Origin of the sequence: Parahaliea aestuarii (assembly GCF_008064635.1) — a bacterium.
GTDB classification, from domain to species: Bacteria; Pseudomonadota; Gammaproteobacteria; order Pseudomonadales; family Halieaceae; genus Parahaliea; species Parahaliea aestuarii.
On the sequence record NZ_VRYZ01000005.1, the window covers coordinates 72,490 to 95,716 of the forward strand.

At 61.8% G+C, this 23,227-nt stretch carries 18 protein-coding genes and 1 tRNA gene; 16 read left to right on the forward strand and 3 right to left on the reverse strand.

What is annotated here, in order from left to right:
* Window positions 1–82: 82 nt before the first annotated feature.
* From phoB to hisC, 9 genes are all read left to right on the forward strand, one after another.
* Window positions 83–793: a phosphate regulon transcriptional regulator PhoB gene (phoB, locus tag FVW59_RS12070; protein WP_148064603.1), complete on the forward strand. Its 711-nt coding sequence runs from the start codon at window positions 83–85 to the stop codon at window positions 791–793.
* Complete coding sequence (gene phoR, locus FVW59_RS12075) at window positions 790–2,067, forward strand: phosphate regulon sensor histidine kinase PhoR (protein ID WP_148064604.1); 1,278 nt, start codon at window positions 790–792, stop codon at window positions 2,065–2,067. The genes phoB and phoR overlap by 4 nt, the downstream gene beginning before the upstream one ends.
* Before the next feature lie 105 nt (window positions 2,068–2,172).
* The gene (locus FVW59_RS12080; RefSeq protein ID WP_148064605.1) at window positions 2,173–3,138 is read left to right on the forward strand and encodes a PstS family phosphate ABC transporter substrate-binding protein; all 966 of its coding nucleotides are present in this window, start codon (window positions 2,173–2,175) and stop codon (window positions 3,136–3,138) included.
* 78 nt (window positions 3,139–3,216) lie between these two features.
* Window positions 3,217–5,454 (forward strand): ABC transporter permease subunit, encoded by a 2,238-nt coding sequence (locus tag FVW59_RS12085; RefSeq protein WP_148064606.1) that lies wholly within the window; start codon window positions 3,217–3,219, stop codon window positions 5,452–5,454.
* Window positions 5,454–7,154: a phosphate ABC transporter permease PstA gene (pstA, locus tag FVW59_RS12090; RefSeq protein ID WP_148064607.1), complete on the forward strand. Its 1,701-nt coding sequence runs from the start codon at window positions 5,454–5,456 to the stop codon at window positions 7,152–7,154. Before FVW59_RS12085 ends, pstA begins: the two co-directional genes overlap by 1 nt.
* 1 nt (window position 7,155) lies before the next feature.
* Complete coding sequence (gene pstB, locus FVW59_RS12095; protein WP_148064608.1) at window positions 7,156–7,980, forward strand: phosphate ABC transporter ATP-binding protein PstB; 825 nt, start codon at window positions 7,156–7,158, stop codon at window positions 7,978–7,980.
* A 32-nt stretch (window positions 7,981–8,012) separates the two neighbouring features.
* Window positions 8,013–8,744, forward strand: coding sequence for a phosphate signaling complex protein PhoU (gene phoU, locus FVW59_RS12100; protein ID WP_148064609.1), 732 nt, complete (start codon window positions 8,013–8,015; stop codon window positions 8,742–8,744).
* Window positions 8,745–8,919: 175 nt separating this feature from the next.
* Window positions 8,920–8,995: transfer RNA gene (locus tag FVW59_RS12105), tRNA-Glu, on the forward strand.
* 88 nt (window positions 8,996–9,083) lie between these two features.
* Window positions 9,084–10,139, forward strand: coding sequence for a histidinol-phosphate transaminase (gene hisC, locus FVW59_RS12110; RefSeq protein WP_148064610.1), 1,056 nt, complete (start codon window positions 9,084–9,086; stop codon window positions 10,137–10,139).
* A gap of 7 nt (window positions 10,140–10,146) precedes the next feature.
* Here the strand turns inward: hisC and FVW59_RS12115 are convergent, their stop codons facing one another.
* Together FVW59_RS12115 and FVW59_RS12120 are read right to left on the reverse strand one after the other, a co-directional pair.
* On the reverse strand, window positions 10,147–11,268 hold the full coding sequence (locus tag FVW59_RS12115) for a beta-ketoacyl-ACP synthase III (protein WP_148064611.1): 1,122 nt from the start codon (window positions 11,266–11,268) through the stop codon (window positions 10,147–10,149).
* A gap of 112 nt (window positions 11,269–11,380) precedes the next feature.
* Window positions 11,381–12,331 carry a hydrogen peroxide-inducible genes activator gene (locus FVW59_RS12120; protein WP_148064612.1) on the reverse strand — a complete coding sequence of 317 codons (951 nt, stop codon included), beginning with the start codon at window positions 12,329–12,331 and terminating at the stop codon, window positions 11,381–11,383.
* A 128-nt stretch (window positions 12,332–12,459) separates the two neighbouring features.
* Here FVW59_RS12120 and FVW59_RS12125 point away from each other — a divergent pair, with 128 nt between their 5' ends.
* Entirely contained in the window at window positions 12,460–13,104 is a 645-nt protein-coding gene (locus tag FVW59_RS12125) for a carbonic anhydrase (RefSeq protein ID WP_148064613.1), read from the forward strand.
* Window position 13,105: 1 nt separating this feature from the next.
* Complete coding sequence (locus FVW59_RS12130; protein WP_148064614.1) at window positions 13,106–14,755, forward strand: SulP family inorganic anion transporter; 1,650 nt, start codon at window positions 13,106–13,108, stop codon at window positions 14,753–14,755.
* 568 nt (window positions 14,756–15,323) lie between these two features.
* On the opposite strand, the gene gltA is transcribed toward FVW59_RS12130, so the two are convergent.
* Window positions 15,324–16,613 carry a citrate synthase gene (gltA, locus tag FVW59_RS12135; RefSeq protein WP_148064615.1) on the reverse strand — a complete coding sequence of 430 codons (1,290 nt, stop codon included), beginning with the start codon at window positions 16,611–16,613 and terminating at the stop codon, window positions 15,324–15,326.
* Between the two features lie 350 nt (window positions 16,614–16,963).
* Between gltA and sdhC the strand changes: the two genes are divergently transcribed.
* The 5 genes from sdhC (at window position 16,964) to FVW59_RS12160 (ending at window position 23,225) form a co-directional block, all read left to right on the forward strand.
* Window positions 16,964–17,338: a succinate dehydrogenase, cytochrome b556 subunit gene (gene sdhC / locus FVW59_RS12140; protein WP_148064616.1), complete on the forward strand. Its 375-nt coding sequence runs from the start codon at window positions 16,964–16,966 to the stop codon at window positions 17,336–17,338.
* Window positions 17,332–17,694 (forward strand): succinate dehydrogenase, hydrophobic membrane anchor protein, encoded by a 363-nt coding sequence (sdhD, locus tag FVW59_RS12145; RefSeq protein WP_148064617.1) that lies wholly within the window; start codon window positions 17,332–17,334, stop codon window positions 17,692–17,694. Before sdhC ends, sdhD begins: the two co-directional genes overlap by 7 nt.
* 3 nt (window positions 17,695–17,697) lie before the next feature.
* On the forward strand, window positions 17,698–19,470 hold the full coding sequence (gene sdhA / locus FVW59_RS12150) for a succinate dehydrogenase flavoprotein subunit (protein WP_148064618.1): 1,773 nt from the start codon (window positions 17,698–17,700) through the stop codon (window positions 19,468–19,470).
* 12 nt (window positions 19,471–19,482) lie between these two features.
* Window positions 19,483–20,187 carry a succinate dehydrogenase iron-sulfur subunit gene (locus FVW59_RS12155; RefSeq protein ID WP_148064619.1) on the forward strand — a complete coding sequence of 235 codons (705 nt, stop codon included), beginning with the start codon at window positions 19,483–19,485 and terminating at the stop codon, window positions 20,185–20,187.
* A 185-nt stretch (window positions 20,188–20,372) separates the two neighbouring features.
* The gene (locus FVW59_RS12160) at window positions 20,373–23,225 is read left to right on the forward strand and encodes a 2-oxoglutarate dehydrogenase E1 component (protein ID WP_222711502.1); all 2,853 of its coding nucleotides are present in this window, start codon (window positions 20,373–20,375) and stop codon (window positions 23,223–23,225) included.
* Window positions 23,226–23,227: the final 2 nt, after the last annotated feature.

Below are 23,227 nucleotides of genomic sequence, written 5' to 3' on the forward strand. Positions count from 1 at the left end.
ATTGTCGCCGCTGTAATAACATTGTCATATTTCCATCATCTAATAGACTCCTCGAGATGGAGCTATCAGGGATGTATGACCAATGAATGAACGCAAGGTGCTGATCGTCGACGATGAATTCGCCATTCGCGACATGCTGCGGATGGCGCTGGAAATCGCCGAATTTCGCTGCCTGGAGGCTGAGAATATCCACGAGGCCTTTACCCGCGTAGTGGATGACCGCCCCGATATCGTTCTGCTGGACTGGATGTTGCCCGGTGGCAGTGGCCTGGAGCTGCTGCGCCGCCTCAAGCGCAACGACACCACCAAGGATATTCCGGTGATCATGCTCACCGCGAAGACCGCCGAGGACAATGTGATTCAGGGGCTGGATGTCGGCGCAGACGACTACATCACCAAGCCTTTCGCCCCGCGGGAACTCATTGCCCGCATCAAGGCCCTGCTGCGGCGGGTGGCGGGTGGCGACGATGAAGACCGTATCCAGGTCGCCGAACTGGTACTGGACGGTGAGAGTCGCCGCATCTTTCTCGCCGACGAGCCGGTGGACATGGGGCCGACGGAGTTCAATTTACTGCAGTTTTTCATGTCCCACCCGGAACGGGCCTACACCCGTAACCAGTTGCTGGACCAGGTCTGGGGCGCCAATGTCTACGTCGAGGAGCGCACCGTGGATGTACACATCCGTCGTCTGCGCAAGGCGCTGCAAACTGATTTGCGCGACTACAGCGACCTGATCCAGACCGTCCGTGGTACCGGCTACCGCTTTTCCAGCCGGGGAGTCGCAGCGCGGTGAGAGTGCCGGGTGGCTGGCTGCTGGAACTCCAGCGACTCGGCCTGTTGATCGTTATCGGCGGCGGTATTGGCTGGCTGTTTGGGCGCCCCTGGCTGGGGGTGTCACTGGCGTTGGTGGCCGTGACGGTCTACTGGCTGCGCCAGTTGTTGATGATCCACCGCTGGTTGCAGGACCCGGAGCAGGAGGCGCCGGAGGGCATGGGTATCTGGGGTGAAGTCTTCGACGAGATTCACCACCTGCAACGCCGCAACCGCGAGAATTACGCCCGCCTGCAATCCACGGTCGACTACCTGCAGGATTCCTTCGCCGCCATGCGCGACGGCGTGGTGATGGTGACCCGGGAGGGGGCGATCGAGTGGAGTAACACCGCCGCCCAGCACATGCTGGGCTTGCAGTACCCGCGGGACCGCGGGCAGGCCCTGCTCAACCTGCTGCGCATCCCGGCCTTTCACAAGTACTTTCTGGCAGAGAGCTATGGCGAGCCCCTGCAGTTGGAGATGGGCGGCGACAAACGGCGCATCTACCAGTTCGAGGTTACCCGCTTCGGTGCGGGCGACCGCCTGGTATTCGTCCGCGACATTACCAAGGTGGCGCAACTGGAGCAGATGCGACGGGATTTCGTCGGCAATGTCTCGCACGAACTGCGCACTCCGCTGACGGTGATCAAGGGCTACCTGGAGACGATTCTCGCCAACGCCGACCAGCTGGAGCCGCGCTATGTACGCCCCCTGCAGCAGATGGACCAGCAGGCCCAGCGCATGGAGAATCTGCTCAAGGACCTGCTATGGCTGTCGCGGATCGAGAGTGTCGAAAGTCTGCCCAAGCACGAGCGGGTAGACGTGGCGGCTTTGCTGGAGGAATTGCAGGATGAAATGCAGACCTCCCACCCCGGGCGACGCCTGAACCTGCAGCTGGACTGCGAGGGCAAGGTATTCGGTGACTACCGGGAGTTGCACAGTGCTATTTCCAACCTGGTGATCAACGCTTTTAAATACAGCGCTGAGGACCAGCCGGTGACGGTGCGCTGGCAGGCGCGGGAGGGCAATCTCGCGCTTTCGGTGGAGGATCGGGGTATCGGCATTGCCGAAAACCACTTGCCGCGGCTGACCGAGCGCTTCTATCGGGTCGATGACAGTCGCTCCTCACAGACAGGTGGCACTGGCCTCGGCCTCGCTATCGTCAAGCACGTGGCAGCTTCACACCAGGCGCGGCTGGAAATTGACAGCCGGCCCGGGAAGGGCAGCACCTTTACCCTGTTGTTCAGCCCCGCCTGAGCGTTTGCGGAGCAGCTTATCTGGCGCTTACGCGAAAATGTCATAAAACTGTCACAATTGGCGATTAACGTAGGCGCCACCTGACAACCGGCCCTGGAGACACACATGAAACTGATCAAAACAGCCCTGGCAGTCATTGGGCTCGGCCTGGCGAGCAGCCTGTCCGCGAACGAAGTGGATCCGGCCCTGGCTGACTATGAAGTGGCCAGTGGCGTGTCCGGCAATCTGTCGAGCATCGGCTCCGATACCCTGGCCAATCTGATGACCCTGTGGGCCGAGGAGTTCAAGCGCGCCTACCCGAACGTCAATATCCAGATTCAGGCCGCCGGCTCCTCCACGGCACCGCCGGCCCTGACCGAGGGTACCGCCAACCTGGGGCCGATGAGCCGCAAGATGAAGGACAAGGAAATCGAAGCCTTCGAGACCCGTTTCGGCTACAAGCCCACCGCGGTGCCGGTGGCCATCGACGCACTGGCTGTTTACGTGCACAAGGACAACCCTATTGCCGGCATGACTATCGCCGATGTCGATGCGGTGTTCTCCTCCACTCGCCGCTGTGGTCGGGCCGACGATGTCAGCCGCTGGGGCGGGCTGGGGCTGGAAGGCGCCTGGGCATCGCGGGACATGCAACTTTTCGGTCGCAACTCGGTATCAGGCACCTATGGCTACTTCAAGGAAGTAGCCCTGTGCAAAGGCGATTTCAAGAACACGGTCAATGAGCAGCCTGGCTCGGCCTCAGTGGTGCAGTCGGTATCTACCTCGATCAACGGTATCGGTTATTCCGGCATTGGCTACAAGACCTCCAGTGTGCGCGCCGTGCCGCTGAGCAAGAAGCAGGGCGACGAGATGGTCGAAGCGACTCCGGAGAATGCAGTGACCGGCGCCTACCCGCTGTCGCGCTTCCTCTACGTGTACATCAACAAGGATCCAAACACGCCCCTGTCGCCGCTGGAGCGCGAGTTTGTGCGTTTGGTGTTTTCCCGCCAGGGGCAGGAAGTGGTGCTCAAGGATGGCTATATTCCGCTGCCCGCGGCGGTGGTCGAGCGATTGAGTGCACAACTCGGCCTGTAAGCGGCGTCTTTTCGGGGGGCCGCAATGGCGGCCCCTCCGCTATTTTGGCAAGCGACTATTCCTTTTGACGGCAAATTGATGACAGACCTGGCACAGTACATACCGGCCCACCGCGCCAAGCTACGGTATATCAAGGACCGCCTGGCGACGGTGAGCATCACCGCCGGTGGCACTGGCGTATTGCTGGCAATCCTGCTGATTTTCTTCTACCTCCTGTACGAAGTCCTGCCGCTGTTCGGCAGCGCCGAGGTGGAACCCGGAGTGCAGCATGACTGGGCCGGTGAGGCGCCGGCCCTGCTCTATGTGGAGGAGCAGGGTGAGGTGGGACTGTCGGTGTCTGCGGGCGGAGAGGCACAGTTTTTCCGCGTCGAGGACGCCAGTGTCATCAGTCGCCGGGATCTGGCTGCCGGCCATGCGCCGGTGACGGTGATTGCCCGCGACAGTGCTGAAGGCCGCTTGCTGGCGCTGGGGCATGGCGATGGGGAAGTGACCCTGGCGCGTCACGACTACCGTGTCACCTATCCCGACGACGGCCGCCTGATCACCCCGTCGCTGAACCGCCTGTATGCGGATCAGGTACTGCGTCTTGGCAGTGGTGCCGTGCGCGCCCTGGCGGTCAGCGACAGTAACAATGGCCTGTTGCTGGTGGCGGACCTGGACGGCGCCGGACTGCGCGGTTTGCGTTACAACCGCGAGGAAAACTTCCTCACCGGCGAGGTCACCCTGGAAGAGGAAGTGCTGCAACTGCCCAGTCTCGCCGGGCAGACCGCCGCCCTTTATCTCGGCGCAGGCCAGCGCTGGCTGTACCGCCTCGATCGCGCCGGCTATGTGACCGTGCTGGATATCAGCCGGGTTGGCGACGATGGCGTAGTGCCCATCGTTGCCACCGAGCCGCTGTTCGAGGGCGGCGGCCCGCTGGCCACCAGCGCCATGCTGCTCGGCAACATTTCCCTGCTGGCAGCCTCGGAAAAGGGTGAACTGGCACAGTACTTCATGGTGCGGGACGCCCAGGGCGGCAATCGCCTGAACCGTGTCCGCAGCTTTGATACCGATGGCGCGATCGCCACGCAGTTGCTGCCAGAACACCGGCGCAAAGGGTTCCTGCTGATCGGCCGGCAGGGTGAGTTGCAGCTTTTCCACACCACTGCCCACCGCCGGCTCTACGCCGCGCCCCTCGGTATAGAGGGCGCTGCGGTGGCTGCTATCGCGCCGCGCGGCGATGCGCTGGTGGCGGTGTCGGGCGGTGTTCTGGGCCAGTGGCAGGTACACAACGAACATCCCGATGTCTCCTGGTCGGCCCTTTGGGACGAGGTCTGGTATGAGAGTTACGACGAGCCGGCCTACATCTGGCAGTCTTCGGCCTCCAACAATGATTTCGAACCCAAGTACAGTTTTGCCCCGCTCGCTTTCGGCACGCTGAAGGCGGCTTTCTATACCATGCTGCTGGCGGCGCCGCTGGCCATTTGCGGCGCCATCTACACGGCCTATTTCATGGCGCCGGCGCTGCGTCGCAAGATCAAGCCGGTGATCGAGTTGATGGAGGCGCTGCCCACGGTGATCCTCGGCTTCCTCGCCGGCCTGTGGCTGGCGCCTTTTATCGAGGACAAGCTCACCGGAATATTCACCCTGCTGGTATTCATGCCAGTGGGCATATTGCTGTTTGCCTATGCCTTTTCCCGCCTGCCCCTGTCCCTGCGCAGTCGGGTGCCGACGGGTTGGGACGCGGCCCTGCTGATGCCCGTCGTCGTGTTGATCGGCTATCTCAGCTTTGCCCTCAACGACCCCATGGAACTGACGCTGTTTGGCGGTGACATGCGGCTGTGGATCACCCGGGAACTGGGTATTTCTTTCGACCAGCGCAACTCGCTGGTGGTGGGTATTGCCATGGGCATGGCGGTCATCCCCACGATTTTCTCCATCGCCGAAGACGCCATTTTCTCGGTACCGCAGCATCTCAGCGATGGCAGCCTGGCACTTGGGGCCACGCCCTGGCAGACCCTGGTGGGGGTCGTGCTGCCGACCGCCAGCCCGGGCATTTTTTCCGGCCTGATGATCGGCCTCGGCCGCGCCGTGGGTGAAACCATGATCGTGCTGATGGCCACCGGCAACACGCCGATCATGGATGCCAATATCTTCGAGGGCATGCGCACGCTGTCCGCCAATATCGCGGTGGAAGTTCCCGAGGCGGAAGTGGACAGCACCCACTACCGGGTGCTGTTTTTAGCGGCCTTTGTCCTGTTCCTCTTCACCTTCGTGTTTAACACCATCGCAGAGCTGGTTCGCCAGCGCCTGCGCAGCAAGTATGGGTCGCTTTGATGGCGCAGCAGTCTGACATATACGCCAAGGGCCATCGTGGCCCGATCGCCTGGTTTCGCAGCGGCGAGCCGATGATCTGGCTCAATGCGGCGGCAGTCAGCATCTGCGTCATCGCCGTGCTGGGCTTGATCCTGCTGCTGGCAGTACGCGGATTAAGCCACTTCTGGCCGCGGAATGTGATGGCTGTCACCAGCAGCTACCAGGGTCAGCAGAAGCCCTTGCTGGGTGAGGTGGTCGAGCAGGTGCAGGTGTCTGGCGAGCAGCTCAGCGAAGCGGGTATCGAACTGCAGGGGCCGGGGCCTTTCTACGGCCGCTCCCTGGTGAAGCAGGGCAATCGCGATTACCTGGGCAGTGATTTCGTCTGGGTACTGGATGAGCAGATGTCCGATCCCTCCTGGCCGCGGGACATCGTGGTTGTGGAGCGACTGGAGTGGGGCAACTTCTACGGCCAGCTGGTATCGGTTGAGGCTGACGGTGAAATGCTTGCAGATGCCACGCAGCCGGAGCAGTTGTGGCAGGCCTTCCAGGCGCAGATCGCCGATACCCTCGAGGTGCGCAAGGAAATTCACGGTATAGAGCGCATCGAGATCGGTGCCATCAACCACCAGATGGAGCGCCTGCGCCTGCGCGAGCGGTCGCTGCAACTGGACGGCCAACTGGATGCTGCCGCGCAGGTTGAACTGGCGGCCGAACGCGCTGAACTCGACGCCCGCTACCAGGCTCTCCAGAGTCAGTTGCAGAGCCTGTACCAGAGTATCCAGGGTGCCAGCTACAGCGCCCGCCTGGCGGACGGCCGGGTGGTGGAGTTGCCTGTCGCCAAGGTGGTCAGGGCCTACCAGCCCAATGCAATGAGTTTGTGGCAGAAGTGCGCCATGTATCTCGAAAAGCTGTGGGAGTTTCTCAGTGATGAGCCGCGGGAAGCCAATACAGAAGGCGGCATTTTCCCGGCCATGTTCGGCACCGTCATTATGGTGCTGCTGATGTCCATCATGGTGACACCCTTCGGTGTGGTGGCGGCGGTTTACCTGCGTGAATACGCCCGGCAGGGTTTTATCACCCGCACTATCCGTGTGGCAGTGAACAACCTGGCCGGTGTGCCATCCATTGTCTACGGGGTCTTCGGCCTCGGCTTTTTTGTCTATTTCGTCGGCGGCGAACTGGATCAGTTGTTCTTCCCTGCCGCACTGCCGAGCCCCACTTTTGGCACCCCCGGCCTGATGTGGGCCTCGCTGACCCTCGCCCTGCTGACCCTGCCGGTGGTGATTGTGGCCACGGAGGAGGGGCTGGCCCGCATTCCCAAGTCGATTCGCGAGGGCAGCCTGGCCCTCGGCGCCACCCGTGCGGAAACACTGTGGCGGGTGGTGCTGCCGATGGCGAGTCCGGCGATGATGACCGGCCTGATCCTGGCGGTGGCTCGGGCGGCGGGGGAGGTGGCGCCGCTGATGCTGGTAGGGGTGGTAAAACTGGCGCCTTCGCTGCCTGTGGACGGCAACTATCCGTTCTTGCACCTGGATCAGAAATTCATGCACCTGGGCTTCCACATCTACGATGTGGGCTTCCAGAGTCCCAACGTCGAGGCGGCGCGGCCGCTGGTCTACGCTACCGCCCTGTTGCTGGTGATACTTATCGCTTTGCTGAACCTGGCGGCAGTCTACTTGCGTAACCATTTGCGCGAGCGCTACAAGTCACTGGAGAACTAAATTGGAAAATCACGCCATCGATATCCAGGCGCTGCGACGCGGCAGCCTGAAGGCGGAGCAGGACACACCGCCCACCTGCCTGGCGGTGAACGGTCTCAACCTGTTCTACAACAACGATGCCCAGGCGCTCTACGACATCAAGCTGGAAATACCGCGCCAGCGGGTGACGGCCTTCATCGGCCCCAGCGGCTGCGGCAAATCGAGCCTGCTGCGCTGCATCAACCGTATGAACGACCTGGTGGACGGCTGCCGTGTGCAGGGTGAACTGTTGCTGGATGGCGAAGACATCTACCACCCGCGAGTGGACGTGGCCAGCCTGCGTCGGCGGGTGGGCATGGTGTTCCAGAAGCCCAACCCCTTCCCCAAATCGATTTACGAGAACGTGGCCTACGGCCTGCGCATCCAGGGCATCAACAAAAAGCGCGTGCTGGATGAGGTGGTGGAAAAGTCCCTGCGCGCCGCGGCCCTGTGGGACGAGGTAAAAGACCGCCTGCACGAGAGCGCCCTGGGCATGTCCGGCGGTCAGCAGCAGCGTCTGGTGATTGCGCGCACCATTGCGGTGGAACCCGAGGTGTTGTTGCTGGATGAGCCGGCCTCGGCGCTGGACCCGATTTCCACCCTGAAGATCGAGGAACTCATCTACGAGCTGAAATCCCGCTACACTATAGTTATTGTGACCCATAACATGCAGCAGGCCGCGCGGGTGTCAGACATGACGGCGTTCATGTACATGGGCAAGCTGGTAGAGTTCGATACCACCGACAATTTGTTTACCAATCCCGCCAGGAAGCAGACCGAGGACTACATCACCGGTCGCTACGGTTAATCCGGCCTGCCGTTCCAGGAGACGCAAGCGCGATGTTGCAACAGGACAGCTACAAGCAGCACATTTCCGCCCAGTTCAACGCCGAACTGGAAGCGGTCAAGAATCATCTGCTGGAAATGGGCGGGATGGTCGAGCAGCAGATTTCCCGCGCTATCGAGTCCCTGCTGAATCGGGACAGTGGCCTGGCGGAAGAGATCATCGCCAACGATGAACTGGTCAATAAACTGGAGATCAGTATCGACGAGGAGTGCTCGCGCATTCTGGCCCGGCGCCAGCCGGCGGCCTCCGACCTGCGCCTGGTGTTTACTATCTCCAAGGTCACCACCGACCTCGAGCGTATCGGTGACGAGGCTTCCAAGATTGCCCGCCAGGCGGTGCGCCTGTCGGAGGAGGGTGGCTCGCCCAGCAATTTTGTGGAAATCCGCCACATAGGCAGCTACGTCAATACGATGTTGCGCAAATCGCTGGATGCCTTTGCCCGCCTCGATGTGGACATGGCGGTGGACACCATCGTGTCGGACCGCTCGGTGGACACCGAATACGCCACGGCCATGCGCAGCCTGATCACCTTCATGATGGAAGACCCCCGTACCATCGGGCCGGTGATCAACGAAATGTGGGCGTTGCGCAGTCTGGAGCGGGTGGGCGATCACGCCAGCAATATCTCTGAGCACGTTGTCTATCTGGTGCGCGGCCTCGATGTGCGCCATATCGAGCCCGATGAGGTCGTCGCCCAGGTCGAGGAATCCCGGCGTCGCGACTGAGGCGGCGCGTCCCACGGGCTGTTTCTGGCAGCACTTTGCCGGGACTGGGGGCAGGTTTTGAGCGCCTTATGCTCGATGGCGGCTGTCGCCTCCGGTTTTTGTCGCGCGTCGCGCTTGCATTGATCCGACGCATGAGTAAAATACCGCGCTTCCAACACACAGGTTGGAACGCTGCGTCCCCTTCGTCTAGTGGTCCAGGACACCGCCCTTTCACGGCGGGAACAGGGGTTCGAACCCCCTAGGGGACGCCATACAATTGCGCCTTTTGGGCGCGGCAAAAAGCCCGGTATTGCACCGGGCTTTTTTGTCTCTGCGATAGCCGCCGGGTGGAGGTTGGCCATGAGCCGTTTCTGGAGCGAGATTACCCACACGCTGGTTCCCTATGTGCCGGGGGAACAGCCCCGTCACCAGCGACTGGTCAAACTCAATACCAACGAGGCGCCGATCGAGGCATCACCGAAGGTGCTTGAGGCCATTCGCAGTACCAGCGGCGACCAGCTGCGGCGCTATCCGGATCCGGAATCGGTGGCCCTGCGCCAGGCGATAGCCACACGCTTCGCTCTCGACCCCGCGCAGGTGTTTGTCGGTAACGGTTCTGATGAAGTGCTGGCCCACGCCTTCCTCGGCCTGCTCAAGCATCCGCAAGCAGTGCTGTTCCCGGATATTACCTACAGCTTCTATACGGTGTGGGCCGGCCTCTATGGCATCGCCTGTCGCCAGGTGCCGCTGGATGAACATTTTGCGGTCAAGGTGGGCGAATACGCCGAACCCAATGGCGGCATCGTCCTGCCTAACCCCAATGCCCCCACCGGCATTCTGCTGCCGCTTGAAGATATTCGCCGCCTGTTGCAGGCCAACCGCGACAGTGTCGTGATTATCGACGAGGCCTATATCGACTTTGGTGGCGAATCGGCGGCGGCATTGATTCCGGAGTTCGACAATCTGCTGGTGGTGCATACCCTGTCGAAGTCGCGGGCACTGGCGGGGCTGCGGGTCGGTTACGCCCTCGGCCAGGCGGAGCTGATCGAGGGCCTGAACCGGGTGAAGAACTGTTTTAATTCCTATCCCCTGGATGTCATTGCCCAGCGCGCGGCGGTGGCCTCGCTGGAGGACGAAAGCTGGTTCAGGGCCGGTTGCAACGAGGTGATGGAGACCCGGGCGTGGCTGTGTGGCGAGCTGGCGCGGCTGGGCTTTGAGTGTTTGCCTTCAGCGGCAAATTTTGTCTTTGCCAGCCACCCGCAGCGGCATGCCCGGGAGTTGTTCGAGGCCCTGCGGGAGCAGGGCATCATCGTGCGGCACTTCGCCAGGCCGCGTATCGACCGCTTCCTGCGAGTCAGTATTGGCAGTCGCGCGGACTGCGAGATACTCGTAGAGGCGCTCGAACAGCTGCTCTAGTAGCGCGTCAGCACTTTTCCAGTACTACGCTGCCAATACTGTAGCCGGCGCCGAAGGAGCACAGTACGCCGAGGTCGCCGCTGCCCATGTCCGCGCGGTGCTTGTGAAACGCGATCACCGAGCCGGCGGAACTGGTATTGGCGTACTCGTCCAGAATGGTGGGCGCTTCCTCGTCGGTGGCCTCCCGCCCCAGGACCTTCCTGGCAATCAGGTGGTTCATGCTGAGGTTGGCCTGGTGTAGCCACATGCGGCGCAGGCGGGTGGGGGGGATGTCCAGTCGCTCGAGTTGTTCCGACATCTGCTTTGCCACTGCCGGGCAGACCTCCTTGAATACCTTGCGCCCCTCCTGTACGAACAGCTTGTCCGCCATGCCGATGCCGCTTTCGTCGCCGCGGTTGAGAAAGCCGAAGTTATTGCGGATGTTATTGGAATACATGGTCTGCAGCTTGCTGTCGAGGATGCGGAAGCAGTCGCTGCTGGTGGCGCTGTCTTCGCGTTCGACAATCACGGCGGTGCAGACATCGCCAAAGATGAAGTGGGAGTCGCGGTCGCGGAAGTTGAGGTGGCCGCTGCAAATCTCCGGGTTCAGCATCAGCACACAACGGGCGCTGCCATTGGCGATGGCGTCGCGGGCCTGCTGGATACCGAAGGTGGCCGAGGAGCAGGCCACATTCATGTCGAAGCCGTAACCCTCAATACCCAGGGCCGCCTGGATTTCCACCGCCATAGCGGGGTAGGGGCGCTGCATGTTGGAGGCGGCGACGATCACGGCGTCGATATCAGAGGCCGTTTTACCGGCCTGGGCCATGGCCTCGCGGGCTGCGGCCACTGCCATTTCACACTGTACCGAGGGCTCGTCATTGCTGCGCTCGGGAATACTGGGCGTCATCCGCTCCGGGTCGAGGACGCCGGACTTGTTCACCACATAGCGCGATTTGATGCCCGAGGCCTTGAGAATAAACTCTTCGGAGGAGTGCGCGAGGGCGGGCAGTTCACCGCGGCCGATGGCGTCGGCGTTGTCCCGGTTGTAATTGTCGACATAGGTATTGAAGGCGGCCACCAGCTCGGCGTTGCTGATGGACTCCGGCGGGGTGTAGAGGCCGGTGCCGCTGATGACGATGGCGGTCATGCGGGAACTCCTGAAGGTGAAATGGCGGACCCGATTTCGGGGCCTTTGAATGGCCGCTAGTGTACCCCGAATCCTGCCGTGACGCCGTTGCGGCGGGAAAATTACCGGCCCGCTAGCGGCGGCTGGTATTGGCGATGGTCACCACATCGCCCAGGCGCAGCCCCACGAACTCGCGGATGTCCGCGGAGAGTTCGCGGTAGAAGTGCCGGCTTGGGGCGGCTGCACGCCAGGCCAGGCCGTGGTCTCGCACCAGCGGCACACCTTCCAGCTGGCTGACATAGAGCGCCTCCGGCTTGTGCATCTCGGAGTGAATGTACAGGGCGGGAAGAAAGGCCGTGCCCAGTCCCATCACTACCATCTGGCGCAGGGTGTCGAGGCTGGTGCCTTCGTAGTCGCGTTCGATCACCGCGCCAATCCTGTCGCAGACATTTTTCACCAGTGAATGGATATGGTGCTGCGCTTCCAGTGTCAGCACCCGCTCGCCCCTGAGTTGCGGGGGGCGCACCACCGGATTGCCGGCCAGGCGGTGATCCGCAGGTACCACATAGCGCAGCGGTTCGCTGAACAGGCCCTCGATAATCAGGTCTTCGGCGCGCACCGGCAGTGGCAGGATGGCGATGTCGAGGGAGCCGCTGCGCAATTCCTGCAGCAGAATCTGGTGCGGTTGTTCGCGCACATAGAGCTTGAGCTTGTGGTGGCGTTTGTGCAATTCGGGCATCACGTGGGGCAGCAGGTAGGGGCCGAGGGTGGGGGGGACGCCGAGCCGGTAAGTGGTCTGCCGCCCCTCGCTCACCACTGCCGCCCGCTCGCGCAGGTTGCGCATGGTCGACAGCACTTCCCGCGCATAGGGCAGTAGCTCGCGGCCCTCCGGCGTGAGGTGGGTGCCGCTGCGGGAGCGCTCCAGTAGCGCTACGTTCAGACCCGCCTCCAGGGTGCTGATCTGGGCGGTAAGCGCTGGCTGGCTGATCTGCAGCTCCTCCGCGGCGCCGCGATAACTGAGCAGGCGGGCGACGTTTTCGAAGTATTCAAGTTGACGCAGGGTCGGTTCTTTCGGGCGTGCCACAAGTTGCTCCACAGATGTCTGATAGTTTTAGGCTATCAACAACTTACAGATACTTCTATGAAATTATCAAGCTAATTTGTCACTCATACCCACGCCAATCCACAACAGTCATCCGTGAAGGAGTAACCATGGATCACGTTCTATCCGGTGTCGCCAAATTTCGCCGCGAAGTTTATCCCGAGAAAGCCGAGAGCTTTCGCGAACTGGCCGATGGGCAGCAGCCTGAAGTCCTGTTCATCACCTGTGCCGATTCCCGTATCGATCCCAGCCTGATTACCCAGACCCAACCTGGTGAACTGTTCATCCTGCGCAATGCCGGCAATGTCGTGCCGCCCCACAGCAACGACACCGGTGGTATGACCGCCTCCATCGAATACGCCGTAGCGGTACTCGGCATCAGTCACATCGTGGTCTGCGGCCACACCGACTGCGGCGCGATGAAGGGCGCGCTGAACCCTGAATCCCTTGTCACCCTGCCACACGTCAAGGAGTGGCTGGGTCACTGTCGTGCCGCAGTGGAGGTCGTGCGCGAGCAGAAAGGCGAGGTTTGCGCCGAGCACCTCGACTGTGTGACCTCGGAAAATGTGGCGCTGCAGTTGCAGCATCTGCGCACCCATCCGTCGGTCGCCGCCAAATTGGCGACAGGAAAAGTGCAACTGCACGGCTGGTTGTACAACATCGGCACCGGTGAGGTGCTGTGCTATGACGAAGCCACTCGCAGCATGACGCCGTTGAGTGGCAAGTCTGCAGCCGCAGGCAGCGTGGAGGCCTGAAATGGTCAAGCTGGATTTCAGTAATGTACGGGGCGACATCGCCGGCGGGGTTACCGCCGGCGTTGTCGCGTTGCCCCTGGCCATCGCCCTGGGCGTGGCCTCGGGTCTCGGCCCCATGGCGGGGCTCTACGGTGCGATAGCGCTGGGTTTCTTCGCCGCCCTGTTCGGGGGAACGCCCTCGCAGATTTCCGGACCCACCGGACCGATGGTGGTGGTGCTGGCCGGTCTTTTTGCCAGCTTGTCCGGCAGTGTGGAACTGGTATTTACCGCGGTGATGCTGGCCGGGGTACTGCAGATCGTGTTCGGTGTGCTCGGCGTTGGCCAGTACATCCGCCTGGTGCCTTACCCGGTAATTTCCGGGTTCATGTCCGGTATCGGCGCCATCATCATCATCCTGCAACTCGGTCGCCTGATGGGGCACGCGCCTCCCGGGGAGCCGGTGGAAGCGATGATTTTCCTGCCCCATGCGCTGTCCGACATCAATTTTGCCGCTCTGGCCCTCGGCCTCGGCACCCTTGCGATGTGCTACCTGTGGCCGTCGAAATGGGGTAAGTATTTGCCAGCACCGCTGGCTGCGTTGATTACTGGCACCCTGATTGCTTTCTTTGCGCTGAATGTGCCCGTACTCGGCAATATTCCCACCGGTCTACCCAGCCTGCACATGCCCGTTTTCGATCGTGACAGTCTGTTCCTGGTGGTCGAGGCGGCAGTCATTCTCGCCATTCTTGGCGCCATCGACAGCCTGCTGACCTCCCTGGTGGCCGACAACATGGCGCGCTCCCGCCACGACTCCAACAAGGAGTTGATCGGGCAGGGTATCGGTAACGGCATCGCCGGCCTGATCGGAGGCATTGCCGGTGCCGGCGCCACCATGCGTACTGTGGTCAATATTCGCACCGGTGGTAAAACCAACCTGTCCGGCATGACGCACGCCCTGGTGCTGCTGGCGGTGGTGCTGGGCCTCGGTCCGCTGGCGGCCAACATTCCCCATGCGGTGCTCGCCGGTATCCTGGTCAAGGTCGGCCTGGACATCATCGACTGGAGCTACCTCAAGCGCGCCCACCGCGGTCCGCGCTGGGATCTGGCGCTGATGGTGCTGGTACTGGGCCTGACGGTGTTTGTCGACCTGATTACGGCGGTGGCTGCCGGCGTGGTACTGGCAGCGCTGGCCTTTGTGCGCCAGGTTGCCAAGACCCAGGTGGAAAGCCTGAAAAACCTGCCGGAGCACCTGGATTCGCCGGAAGAGAAGGAGCTGCTGTCTGCAATCAGCAAGCAGGTATCGCTGTTCGATTTCGGCGGCCCGCTGAGCTTTGGCGCGGCGGCGGACCTCGGCCACCATGTGCGCGAGCACAGCGAGCCGGGCACGCGCATCATGATCCTGGACTTTTCCAGTGTGCCCTTCCTCGACCTGTCGGCGGCGCTGGCGATCGAGACGATCGCCACGGATGCCAAGAGCGGTGGCAAGTCGCTGTTTCTGGCGGGGATGAGCGAGGAGGTTCGCGAGGTACTGAGCGGCCTGATGGGCAACGTGCCCGGCAGTGACTATGAAAGCCGCCTGGAAGCCCTGCGCGCGGCGAAGTATGCGCTGTCGGGGGAGCACGATGAAAAAAAGCCTGATCTGATACCGGGAGGCGCTGCCCCGGCGCACTGACGTATCCAGTGCAGGGTAAGGCTCTGCACCCTCACGAAAGGCTCGTTGCTTCGGCGGCGGGCCTTTTTTGTTTTGGCATTTTGCTGTTGGTTGATCGGCGGCTTTCACGGCCGGGGCCCCTTGCGCGAACCGCCAAAAAGCAGACATCCATGTCAGGCTCGACGTCGGCCATCCATGGCCGCCGACGTTCGCTCAAGGGACCCCGGCCGCGCAAGCCTTCTCATCGGCAGTGGAGCGATGATCAGCAATCGGGTTCTTATGCTTCATCTTGTTGGCTGAAGGCATTCTTTCTGACGCATTGGTGGTCGTTTTCACGGGGCTTATCGAGAAGGGAGCCGCTGCCGGGGAGGCTGTAGCAAATCTGGGCGTCCATGGACGGACGCCCAGAAGCCTGACATGGACGTCCGCTTTTTGGCGGTTTGCGAAAGCCTCCCCGGCAGTGGTGACCGCCACCACACAAGTTCAGCGCTCAATCCCCGGTTAGCTGTGTAACCCTGGCAACCAACAAAAAAGGGCCAGCGGATTTCTCACGCTGGCCCCTTCGTATCAGGCAGGCTTCAGGCGGCGATTACCGTTTGTCCAGTGCCACGTAGTCGCGCTGCGGGTGGCCCGTGTACAGCTGGCGCGGGCGGCCGATGCGGTAGCTGCCGCTGATCATCTCGTGCCAGTGGGCAATCCAGCCCACCGTGCGGCCCACAGCGAAAATTACCGTGAACATACTGGTGGGGATGCCGATCGCCTTCAGGATAATGCCGGAATAGAAATCCACATTCGGGTAGAGCTTCTTCTCGATGAAGTACTCGTCTTCCAGGGCAATTTGCTCCAGCTTCTTGGCGATGGCCAGCAGCGGATCGTTTTCGATGCCCAGCTCCGCCAGCACCTCGTCGGCGGCTTCCTTCATTACCTTCGCGCGCGGGTCGAAATTCTTGTAGACCCGGTGGCCGAAGCCCATCAGGCGGAAGGGGTCGTTCTTGTCCTTGGCGCGGGCCACGAATTCGTCGATGCGGGACACATCGCCGATCTCTTCCAGCATCTCCAGTACGGCCTCGTTGGCGCCACCGTGAGAGGGGCCCCAAAGGGCGGCAATGCCAGCGGCGATACAGGCGAAGGGGTTGGCGCCGGAGGAGCCCGCCAGGCGTACCGTGGAGGTCGAGGCGTTCTGCTCGTGGTCGGCGTGCAGCAGGAAGATGCGGTCCATGGCCTTGGCCAGGGTGGGGCTGATATTGCTGGGCTCGCAAGGGTTGCCGAACATCATGTGCAGGAAGTTCTCGGCGTAGCCCATGCTGTTGTCGGGGTACATAAAGGGCTGGCCGATGGAGAATTTATAGCTCATTGCCGCCAGCGTCGGCATTTTTGCGATCAGGCGGAAGGCCGCTACCTGGCGGTGGTGTTCATCGGAGATGTCCAGGGAGTCGTGGTAGAAGGCGGACAGGGCGCCGACCACACCGCACATGATGGCCATAGGGTGGGCGTCGCGACGGAAACCGTTGAAGAAGGTGCGGATCTGTTCGTGCACCATGGTGTGGTTCTTGACGGTGCTGACGAATTTTTCGTACTGGGCCTTGGAGGGCAGCTCTCCGTAAAGGAGGAGGTAGCAGGTTTCGAGGTAGTCGGATTGCTCGGCGAGCTGGTCGATGGGGTAGCCGCGGTGCAGGAGGGTGCCTTTGCCGCCATCGATGTAGGTGATCTGGGATTCACAGGCGGCAGTGGAAACGAAGCCGGGGTCGTAGGTGAACATACCTTTACCGGTGAGGCCACCCACGTCTACTACGTCAGGCCCCAGGGTGCCGGAATAAATCGGCAGATCGATGGCTCCGTCGATGCCATCGACGGTCAATGTCGCTTTTTTGTCACTCATGAAAAGTCCTGCTGGAGGTGTGTTTCTGTGGGGTGCCCAACTATAGAGTTTCGTCAGATTTTGTCAATTGGAAGGGGGTTTTTGGCCCTATGTCAGTAGATACTGCGGGGATTGTCGCCTATCAGGATAGGCGACGTTCGGCGAAGATCGTGGCATCCGTTTTTTTGCGCGTGGCCCCCGGTCGGTGCGCCCCGTCTTATTTATTACAGGTTTGTAATCGTCGCCCCGACTCCTTATAATTTCGCGCGTTTTGGTTTGGCCGTCTCCCGCCTCGGGGGGCGCAACGCCCCGGCTGCCGCCGGCTCTGTAACCGCCATTTTTGGCGTCAAAACAACAATGGTACCCATACTGTGAATGACAAGCGTCCCGTGAACCTGGACATCGGTACCATGCGGCTCCCCATAACCGCATGGACGTCCATCACCCACCGCGCCTCCGGCGTATTCCTTTTTGTCGGCATGGCTGTGCTTCTTTATATACTGGATGCCAGCCTCAAGAGCCCCGAGAGCTTCGCCACGCTCAAAGAGTGTCTCACCAGTCCCATCGCCAAGCTGGTGTTGTGGGCAGTTGTCGCCGGGCTGATCTATCACTCACTGGCAGGTGTCAAGCACCTGATCATGGACTTCGGTATTGGTGAGTCCATGCAGGGTGGCGTGCTCGGCGCGCGCCTGGTCATCGGCCTGTCTGTTGTACTGATCGTTCTCGCGGGGGTTTGGATATGGTAAGGGCTGTCACCAGTTTTGGTCGCTCCGGTCTTTCTGACTGGCTGGTTCAACGTGTCAGCGGTGTTATCCTGCTGGCTTACTTCCTGTTTATTGGCTGCAACCTCATCGGTGGCGTCGACTACATCGCCTGGAAGGCGCTCTTTGCCCAGACCTGGGTCAGGGTGTTCAGCCTGATGGCGTTGCTGTCACTCGCCGCTCACGCCTGGATCGGTATCTGGGCGGTGCTGACCGACTACCTGACCGAGCGCCTGATGGGCACCAAGGGCAATGTGCTGCGCGTGGCCCTGCAACTGCTGGTCATTGTCACCATTTTTGTTTATGTGGTCTGGGGCGTCCAGATCCTGTGGGGTTATTAAGCTATGGCGAATATGCGTACGATTTCCTTTGACGGCGTGATCGTCGGCGGCGGCGGCGCAGGTATGCGCGCGGCGTTGCAACTGGCCCAGTCCGGCTACAAGACGGCGGTCATCTCCAAGGTCTTTCCCACCCGCTCGCACACGGTATCCGCCCAGGGCGGCATCACCTGCGCCATTGCCAGCGCCGATCCACAGGACGACTGGCGCTGGCACATGTACGACACCGTCAAGGGCTCCGACTACATCGGTGACCAGGACGCCATCGAGTACATGTGCTCCGTGGGCCCCGAGGCGGTGTTCGAGCTGGAGCACATGGGTCTGCCTTTCTCCCGTACCGAAGAGGGCCGCATCTACCAGCGTCCCTTCGGTGGCCAGTCCAAGAATTTCGGTGAAGGCGGCCAGGCGGCCCGCACCTGCGCCGCGGCTGACCGCACCGGTCACGCCCTGCTGCACACCCTGTACCAGGGCAACATGAAGAACAACACGGTGTTCTTCAACGAGTGGTATGCCACTGATATCGTGAAGAACCAGGACGGTGCAGTGGTCGGCGTGATCGCCATCTGCATGGAAACCGGTGAAACCGTCTACGTGAAATCCAAGGCCACTGTATTCGCCACCGGCGGTGCGGGCCGTATCTACGCGTCCACCACCAATGCCCACATCAATACCGGTGACGGTATCGGCATGGCCCTGCGTGCCGGCTTCCCGGTGCAGGACATCGAAATGTGGCAGTTCCACCCAACCGGTATTCACGGCGCCGGCGTGCTGGTGACCGAAGGTTGCCGCGGCGAGGGTGGTTACCTGGTGAACAAGGACGGCGAACGCTTCATGGAGCGCTACGCCCCCAACGCCAAGGACCTGGCCGGCCGCGACGTGGTGGCTCGCTCCATGGTGATGGAGATTCTCGAAGGTCGCGGCTGCGGCCCCGAGGGCGACCACGTTTACCTGAAGCTCGACCACCTTGGCGAGGAAGTGTTGCACAGCCGCCTGCCCGGTATCTGCGAACTGTCGGAAACCTTTGCCCACGCCAACCCGGTCCACGAGCCGGTGCCGGTGGTGCCCACCTGTCACTACATGATGGGCGGTATTCCCACCAACGTTCACGGCCAGGCCCTGACCGTGGACGCCAACGGCAACGACGTGATCATCCCCGGCCTCTACGCGTGTGGCGAAGTGGCCTGTGTGTCGGTGCACGGCGCCAACCGCCTGGGCGGTAACTCGCTGCTCGACCTGGTGGTGTTCGGTCGCGCCTCCGGCCTCTTTATCGAGAAGGCCCTGCGCGAAGGTATCGACATGCGCGACGCCTCCGACAGCGACATCGAGCAGGCCATGGGTCGTCTCGACAGGCTGAACAACTCCACCGGTGGCGAGAAAGTGGCGGACCTGCGCAAGGAGCTGCAGACCACCATGCAGAATCACTTCGGTGTATTCCGCAACGAGAAGTTCATGCAGGAGGGTATCCAGAAGCTGGCCGACCTGCGCGGCCGCATCGAGAACGCCGCCCTGGAAGACAAGAGCCAGGCCTTCAATACGGCTCGTATCGAAGCACTGGAACTGCACAACCTGTTCGAGGTGGCCGAGGCGACCGCTATCGCCGCCGAGGAGCGCAAGGAGTCCCGCGGTGCCCACGCCCGCGACGACTACCAGGATCGCGACGACGAGAACTGGCTGTGTCACTCCATGTACTTCCCCGGCGAGAAGCGCGTCGGCAAGCGTGCGGTTAACTTCACGCCGAAGACGGTGGACACCTTCCAGCCCAAGGCGCGGACTTACTAAGAGGCCCCAGCGATGTTGAAAGTCAGTATTTACCGCTACAACCCGGAAGTCGACGACAAGCCCTACATGCAGGACTTCGACTTCGATACCCAGGGCAAGGACCTGATGGTGCTGGACGTTCTGGAGCAGCTCAAAGCCCAGGACACCACCATCACCTATCGGCGCTCCTGCCGTGAGGGCGTCTGTGGTTCCGATGGCCTGAACATGAACGGCAAGAACGGCCTGGCCTGTATCACGCCGCTGTCGGCCACTGTGAAGGGCAACAAGCTGGTACTGCGTCCGCTGCCGGGCCTGCCTGTGGTGCGCGACCTGATCGTGGACATGAGCATGTTCTACGCCCAGTACGAGAAGGTTCAGCCCTACCTGCAGAACAACAGCCCGGCGCCGGCCATCGAGCGCCTGCAGTCGCCGGAGGACCGCGCCAAGCTGGACGGCCTCTACGAGTGCATCCTGTGCGCCTGCTGCTCCACCAGCTGCCCGTCGTTCTGGTGGAACCCGGATCGCTTTATCGGGCCGGCCGGTTTGCTACAGTCTTACCGCTTCCTGGCCGATAGTCGTGACACCGCCACCGAAGAGCGGCTGGCGAAACTGGATGACCCCTTCAGCGTGTTCCGCTGTCATGGCATCCAGAACTGTGTCAACGTGTGCCCCAAGGGTTTGAACCCGACCCGCGCTATCGGGCACATTCGCAACATGCTGTTATCGCGTGCAACCTGACATAAGTCAGTGTCAGCAAGCGATTGTTTTTAATATAGTTTCACCCCTGCCGCCAGTGCTTCCCTGAAGCGCTGGCGGCGAGGTTACACTCTGGGACCGGGGCCGCGGCGCCCCCCTGCAAGGTGGTCCACTCGCGCTTGCAGTCAGCCGGGCACCGGCCGTTTTACCTTGCCGGAAAGGTCACGATGCAAGAAAGTTCTATGGAACTCCTGTGGCGGAGTTCGCACATCGCAGGTGGCAACGCTACCTACGTGGAAGACCTGTACGAAACCTACCTCACTGATCCCAATTCAGTGCCTGAGCAGTGGCGCAGCTATTTCGACACGCTGCCCCGGGTAGAGTCCAAGTCGGCCGTCATCCAGGACATTCCCCACTCCACGATCCGCGAGCAGTTCGCCCGTATCTCCAAGATGCGTGTGCGCACAGAGGCCACGGTGGCCCACGACTCCCAGGCCACCGATTACGAGCGCAAGCAGGTCAAGGTGGTGCAGCTCATTTCCGCCTATCGCCAGCGCGGTCACCAGAAGGCCTCCCTGGACCCGCTCAACCTGCATGTGCGCGAGCCCGTGCCCGATCTTGACCTCGGCTTCCACCAGCTGTCCGCCGCCGACCTGGATACGGTGTTCCAGACCGCCAGCCTGTACATCGGCAAGGCCGATGCCAGTCTCGGCGAAATTGTCGATTCGCTGGAAAAAACCTACTGCCACACCATCGGCGCGGAGTTCATGCACATCGTCAACACCGACGAACGTCACTGGGTGATGCAGCGCATGGAGTCCGTGCGCTCGGCGCCGGAGTGGGGCAATGAAGTTCGCACCACGCTGCTCAAGCGGCTGATCAAGGCCGAGGGGCTGGAAAAATCCCTGGGCTCAAAATACCCGGGTACCAAGCGCTTTGGCCTTGAGGGTGGCGAGAGCCTGATCCCCATGCTGAGCGAGATGGTGCAGCGCCTGGGCGGCTACGGGGCCCAGGAAATTGTCATCGGCATGGCTCACCGCGGCCGCCTGAACGTGCTGGTCAATATTTTCGGCAAGAACCCGAGCGAGTTGTTCGCCGAGTTCGAGGGCCGCGCTACCTACCAGAGCTCCGGCGACGTGAAGTACCACCAGGGCTTCTCCTCCAACGTCATGACCCCCGGTGGCGAATTGCACATGGCGCTGGCCTTCAACCCCTCCCACCTGGAGATTGTCTCTCCGGTGGTGGAAGGGTCGGTGCGCGCGCGCCAGGACCGCCGGGACGACACCGTCGGTCACAAGGTGGTTCCCATCGTCATTCACGGCGACGCCGCCTTTGCCGGCCAGGGCGTAGTGATGGAAACCTTCCAGATGTCCCAGACCCGCGCCTATAAAACCGGCGGGACGGTGCACATCGTGCTCAACAACCAGGTGGGCTTTACTACCAGCGAGCGCGAAGACTCCCGCTCCACCGAGTACTGCACCGACGTCGCCAAGATGGTGCAGGCGCCGATTTTCCACGTGAATGCCGACGACCCGGAAGCGGTGCTGTTTGTCACCCAGATGGCGGTGGACTACCGCAATGAGTTTCACAAGGACGTTGTGGTCGACCTGGTTTGCTACCGCCGCCGGGGCCACAACGAAGCCGACGAACCGTCGGTGACCCAGCCGCTCATGTACCAGCAGATCCGCAAGCAGAAGTCCACCCGCGACCTCTACGCCGAACGGTTGATTGCCCAGGGTGTAATTACCGCCGAAGAAGACCAGCGCCTGATGGACGGCTACCGCGAGTCGCTGGACCGCGGCGAACCGCTGGTCAGCAGCCTGGTGTCGGAACCGAATAAAAACATGTTCGTGGACTGGAGCCCCTACCTCGGCCACGAGTGGACTCTGCACGCCGATACCGGCATGGACCTGCACGATCTGCAGACCCTGGCCCATGACAGCAATGTGCTGCCGGACGGTTTCCCGGTACAGCGCCAGGTGAACAAGATCTTCGAGGACCGGCGCAAGATGGCCGCCGGCGCGATGCCCCTGAACTGGGGCGCCGCCGAGACCCTGGCCTATGCCTCGCTGCTGCGCGACGGCTACCCGGTGCGCCTCACCGGCCAGGACGTGGGCCGCGGTACCTTCTCACACCGCCACGCGGTGCTGCACAACCAGAAGGACGAAAGTCTCTACATTCCGCTGCAGCATGTCAGCGAAGACCAGGCGGATTTCACCATCCACGACTCGCTGCTGTCCGAGGAAGCGGTACTGGCCTTTGAATACGGTTACGCCACCACCTCGCCCACCGGGCTGGTGATCTGGGAGGCCCAGTTCGGCGATTTTGCCAACGGCGCCCAGGTGGTGATCGACCAGTTCATTACCTCCGGCGAGCACAAGTGGTCGCGGCTGTGCGGCCTCACCATGCTGCTGCCCCACGGCTACGAAGGGCAGGGCCCCGAGCACTCCTCGGCCCGTCTCGAACGCTTCATGCAGTTGTGTGCCGAGCACAATATCCAGGTCTGCGTGCCCACCACGCCGGCCCAGGTGTTCCACATGCTGCGCCGCCAGGCCATCCGCCCCCTGCGCAAGCCGCTGGTGGTGATGTCGCCGAAGAGCCTGCTGCGTCACAAGGAGGCGATCTCCAGCCTGGAAGACCTGGCCCACGGCCACTTCCACAATGTGCTGGACGAGACCGACGATCTCGACAAGTCAGCGGTCAGGCGCGTTATCCTGTGCTCCGGCAAGGTCTTCTACGACCTGCGCGCGGCGCGCCGGGAGCGCGAGATCAAGGACATTGCCATCATCCGCCTGGAGCAGCTATACCCCTTCCCGGAGGCGGAATTGCTGCAGATTCTGAGCGCCTACCCCAATGTGGAAGAGGCTATCTGGTGTCAGGAAGAGCCCATGAACCAGGGCGCCTGGTACGCCAGCCAGCACCACATGCGGCGGGTGATTCACGCCCACAAGAGCGATGTCTATCTCAGCTATGTGGGCCGCGATGCCTCGGCGGCACCCGCGGCGGGTTATATGGCGCTGCACCTCGAGCAGCTGGAACGGTTTATCAATGAAGCCCTGGGGCCCCGGCCTCAGGCGTAAGC

What these genes read in the sequence shown, in the direction of transcription:
- sdhD (WP_148064617.1), top strand. Translation starts at nt 17,332, where the DNA reads ATGGTAAGGGCTGTCACCAGTTTTGGTCGCTCCGGTCTTTCTGACTGG.
- pstA (WP_148064607.1), top strand. Translation starts at nt 5,454, where the DNA reads ATGGCGCAGCAGTCTGACATATACGCCAAGGGCCATCGTGGCCCGATC.
- FVW59_RS12080 (WP_148064605.1), top strand. Translation starts at nt 2,173, where the DNA reads ATGAAACTGATCAAAACAGCCCTGGCAGTCATTGGGCTCGGCCTGGCG.
- FVW59_RS12125 (WP_148064613.1), top strand. Translation starts at nt 12,460, where the DNA reads ATGGATCACGTTCTATCCGGTGTCGCCAAATTTCGCCGCGAAGTTTAT.
- hisC (WP_148064610.1), top strand. Translation starts at nt 9,084, where the DNA reads ATGAGCCGTTTCTGGAGCGAGATTACCCACACGCTGGTTCCCTATGTG.
- FVW59_RS12155 (WP_148064619.1), top strand. Translation starts at nt 19,483, where the DNA reads ATGTTGAAAGTCAGTATTTACCGCTACAACCCGGAAGTCGACGACAAG.
- phoB (WP_148064603.1), top strand. Translation starts at nt 83, where the DNA reads ATGAATGAACGCAAGGTGCTGATCGTCGACGATGAATTCGCCATTCGC.
- FVW59_RS12115 (WP_148064611.1), bottom strand. Translation starts at nt 11,268, where the DNA reads ATGACCGCCATCGTCATCAGCGGCACCGGCCTCTACACCCCGCCGGAG.
- FVW59_RS12130 (WP_148064614.1), top strand. Translation starts at nt 13,106, where the DNA reads ATGGTCAAGCTGGATTTCAGTAATGTACGGGGCGACATCGCCGGCGGG.
- FVW59_RS12160 (WP_222711502.1), top strand. Translation starts at nt 20,373, where the DNA reads ATGCAAGAAAGTTCTATGGAACTCCTGTGGCGGAGTTCGCACATCGCA.
- phoU (WP_148064609.1), top strand. Translation starts at nt 8,013, where the DNA reads ATGTTGCAACAGGACAGCTACAAGCAGCACATTTCCGCCCAGTTCAAC.
- sdhA (WP_148064618.1), top strand. Translation starts at nt 17,698, where the DNA reads ATGGCGAATATGCGTACGATTTCCTTTGACGGCGTGATCGTCGGCGGC.
- gltA (WP_148064615.1), bottom strand. Translation starts at nt 16,613, where the DNA reads ATGAGTGACAAAAAAGCGACATTGACCGTCGATGGCATCGACGGAGCC.
- FVW59_RS12085 (WP_148064606.1), top strand. Translation starts at nt 3,217, where the DNA reads ATGACAGACCTGGCACAGTACATACCGGCCCACCGCGCCAAGCTACGG.